Origin of the sequence: Streptomyces colwelliae (assembly GCF_048158785.1) — a bacterium.
Lineage (GTDB): Bacteria > Actinomycetota > Actinomycetes > Streptomycetales > Streptomycetaceae > Streptomyces.
On record NZ_JBLTJC010000592.1, the window covers coordinates 1 to 4,269 of the forward strand.

The following is a 4,269-nucleotide window of genomic DNA, read 5'->3' on the forward strand; positions in this document are numbered from 1 at the left end:
CCCCCGCCCTCGGCGACCTCGCCCCCCGCCTGACCGAGCTGACCCTGCGCGACGCGCACCGGCTCGGGCGCAGGCTCGAAGGCGCGCGCAGGATCCGCAAGCCGGAGGCCCGCGCCGCCGTCCTCGCCGAGATCGAGGCCGAGGTGGCCCGCGGCGAGGAGCGGATGGCCGAGCGCCGTACCCGCATCCCCGCGATCTCGTATCCGGAGCAGCTGCCGGTCAGCCAGAAGAAGGCCGACATCGCGGCCGCGATCCGCGATCACCAGGTCGTGATCGTGGCCGGTGAGACCGGGTCCGGCAAGACCACCCAGATCCCCAAGATCTGCCTCGAACTCGGCCGTGGCGTCCGCGGCATGATCGGGCACACCCAGCCCCGCCGTATCGCCGCGCGCACCGTCGCCGAGCGCATCGCGGAGGAGATGGACACCCCGCTCGGCGAGGCCGTCGGCTGGAAGGTCCGTTTCACGGACCAGGTGAACCAGGAGTCGACGTTCATCAAGCTGATGACGGACGGCATCCTGCTCGCCGAGATCCAGACCGACCGCGAACTGCGCGCCTACGACACGATCATCATCGACGAGGCCCACGAGCGGTCCCTCAACATCGACTTCCTCCTCGGCTACCTCGCCCAACTGCTGCCCAAGCGCCCGGACTTGAAGGTCGTCATCACCTCGGCGACCATCGACCCGGAGCGTTTCTCCCGGCACTTCGGCGACGCCCCGATCATCGAGGTCAGCGGCCGGACGTATCCGGTGGAGGTGCGGTACCGCCCGCTCCTGGAGGACGAGTCCGAGGACTCCGACCGCGACCAGATCACCGCGATCTGCGACGCCGTGGAGGAGCTCCAGGGCGAGGGCAAGGGCGACATCCTCGTCTTCCTCTCCGGGGAGCGGGAGATCCGCGACACGGCGGACGCGCTGACGAAGAAGAACTATCGCTTCACCGAGGTCCTCCCCCTCTATGCCCGCCTCTCGCACGCCGAGCAGCACCGCGTATTCCAGCAGCACACGGGCCGCAGGATCGTTCTGGCCACCAACGTCGCCGAGACCTCCCTCACCGTCCCGGGCATCAAGTACGTCATCGACCCCGGCTTCGCCCGGATCAGCCGTTACAGCCACCGTACGAAGGTGCAGCGGCTGCCCATCGAGGCGGTCAGCCAGGCAAGTGCCAATCAGCGCAAGGGTCGTTGCGGCCGTACGTCGGACGGCATCTGCGTCCGCCTGTACTCCGAGGACGACTTCCTCGCCCGCCCGGAGTTCACCGATGCCGAGATCCTGCGGACGAACCTCGCCTCCGTCATCCTTCAGATGACCGCGGCCGGTCTCGGTGAGATCGAGAAGTTCCCGTTCATCGACCCGCCGGACCACCGCAACATCCGCGACGGCGTCCAACTCCTCCAGGAACTGGGCGCGTTGGACCCGGACGAGAAGGACCCGCGCAAGCGCCTCACGCAGACCGGCCGCAAGCTCGCCCAGCTCCCGGTCGACCCCCGGCTCGCCCGCATGGTCCTGGAGGCCGACAAGAACGGCTGTGTCCGCGAGGTCATGGTGATCGCCGCCGCGCTCTCCATCCAGGACCCGCGCGAGCGCCCGGCCGAGAAGCAGACCCAGGCCGACCAGCAGCACGCGCGCTTCCGGGACGAGACGAGCGACTTCCTCGCGTTCCTCAACATGTGGCGGTACATCCGCGAGCAGCAGAAGGAGCGCGGCTCGTCCGCGTTCCGTCGCATGTGCAAGCAGGAGTACCTGAACTTCCTCCGGATCCGCGAGTGGCAGGACATCTACAGCCAACTCCGCACGGTGGCAAAGCAGATGGGCCTTCAGCTCAGCGAGGACGATGCGGCGGACCAGAGCGTGCACCTCTCGCTCCTCGCCGGCCTGCTGTCCCACATCGGCATGAAGGACGTGAAGGACGGCGCGAAGAACGAGTATCTCGGCGCCCGCAGCGCCAAGTTCGCGATCTTCCCGGGTTCCGCGCTCTTCAAGAAGACCCCGCGTTTCGTCATGTCGGCGGAACTGGTGGAGACTTCACGTCTCTGGGCCCGCGTCAACGCCAAGATCGAGCCCGAGTGGGTCGAGCCCCTCGCCGGCCACCTCCTCAAGCGGACGTACAGCGAACCGCACTGGGAGAAGGACCAGGCGGCCGTGATGGCCTTCGAGAAGGTCACGCTCTACGGCGTCCCGATCATCGCCCAGCGCAAGGTGAACTACGGCCGGATCGACCCGGAGGCGTCCCGCGAGCTGTTCATCCGCAACGCGCTGGTCGAGGGCGACTGGCGCACGCACCACAAGTTCTTCGCCGACAACCGCAAACTCCTCACCGAGGTCGAGGAGTTGGAGCATCGCGCCCGGCGCCGGGACATCCTGGTCGACGACGAGACGCTCTACGACTTCTACGACCAGCGGGTGCCCGAACACGTCGTCTCCGGCGCCCACTTCGACTCCTGGTGGAAGCACAAGCGGCATGAGGAGCCCGAACTCCTCGACTTCGAGCGCTCGATGCTCATCAACGAGCGCGCGGGCGACATCAGCAAGGCCGACTATCCGGACTCCTGGCATCAGGGCCGGCTGAAGTTCCGGGTGACGTACCAGTTCGAGCCGGGCGCGGACGCGGACGGTGTCACGGTCCACATCCCGCTCCAGGTCCTCAACCAGGTGACGGACGAGGGCTTCGACTGGCAGATCCCCGGGTTGCGGGAAGAGGTCGTGACCGAACTCATCCGCTCCCTCCCGAAGCCGATCCGCCGCAACTACGTCCCGGCCCCGAACTTCGCCCAACGCTTCCTGGCGACGGCGGTTCCCCTCCAAGAACCTCTCCCCACCACCATGGCGCGCGAGTTGAAGCGCATGGTCGGAGTCCCCTTCACCGCCGACGACTTCGACTGGTCGAAGGTCCCGGACCACCTGCTCATCACCTTCCGGATCGTGGACGAGCGGCGCCGCAAGATCGCCGAGGACAAGGACCTGGAGGCGCTGAAGGTCCGCCTGAAGCCGAAGGCGAGGCAGGCCATCTCGCAGGCGGCAGCGGCGACGGCCGAGCGCGAGGGCGGGGAGTCCCTGGAACGCAAGGGCCTCACCGACTGGACGATCGGCTCGCTCACCCGCGTCTTCGAGACCCGCCGGGCCGGCCAGCCGGTGAAGGCGTACCCGGCGCTGGTCGACGACGGCGACACCGTCTCCGTGCGGCTCTTCGACACGGAGGAGGAGCAGGCGGAGGCGATGTGGAAGGGCACGCGCCGGCTCATCGTGCGCAACATCCCGGTGAATCCGGCGAAGTTCGCCTCCGAGAAGCTCACGAACGCGCAGAAGCTGGCCCTGTCCGCGAACCCGCACGGTTCGATCCAGGCCCTGTTCGACGACTGCGCGCTGGCGGCGGCGGACAAGCTGATCGGCGACTTCGGCGGCCCGGCGTGGGACGAGGAGTCGTACCGGAAGCTCTACGAGAAGGTGCGCGCCGAGATCGTCGACACGACGGTCCGCGCGGTGAGCCAGGTCCAACAGGTGCTGGCCGCCTGGCAGGCCTGTGAGCGCCGCCTGAAGACCGCACACAGCCCCGCCCTCCTCCCGAACCTCGCGGACGTACGGATCCAGCTGGACGCCCTCGTGAAGCCGGGCTTCGTCACGGCGGCGGGCGTACGACGCCTGCCCGACCTGATGCGCTACTTGGTGGCCGCCGACCGCCGCCTCCAGCAGATGCCGACAGGGGTCCAGCGGGACACGACCCGCATGGAGAAGGTCCACGAGATGCAGGACGAGTACGCGTGGCTCCTGGAGCAACTCCCGCAGGGCCGCCCGATTCCGTCCTCCGTCCGGGACATCCGCTGGATGATCGAGGAGCTCCGGGTCAGCTATTTCGCCCACGCGCTGGGCACGGCGTACCCGGTCTCCGACAAGCGGATCGTGAAGGCGATCGACGCGGCCGCACCGTAACAGCGCCTGCACACCGAGTGAGTTCGACCAGGCGGGCCACCCTCCTGTACAGTCTCGTCTCGCAGCACAACGCACCAACAAGTGCCGCGAATCAAGGTCCTGTGGAGCAGCTTGGAGTGCTCGCCACCCTGTCAAGGTGGAGGCCGCGGGTTCAAATCCCGTCAGGACCGCAGTGAACGAGACCCACTCCCTTCGGGGGGTGGGTTTTTTCGTGTGCCTACGGCGTCCTGTCGGCACCGGTCCGCACCACTCAGCCCGTCCACCCTTTGAGCGCAGGCCCGCACAATCAGCCCGTCCGGCGTTTGAGGACGAGGCCGTTCAGGCCGAAGGGGGGTCTGGG

At 67.9% G+C, this 4,269-nt stretch carries 1 protein-coding gene and 1 tRNA gene; both read left to right on the plus strand.

The features are described from left to right. On the plus strand, positions 1 to 3,929 hold a 3,929-nt coding region (gene hrpA / locus ACNFOC_RS51480), incomplete at its 5' end, for an ATP-dependent RNA helicase HrpA (protein WP_416965882.1). Between the two features lie 95 nt (positions 3,930 to 4,024). After that, positions 4,025 to 4,099, plus strand: a tRNA-Asp gene (locus ACNFOC_RS51485). Positions 4,100 to 4,269 lie beyond the last annotated feature (170 nt).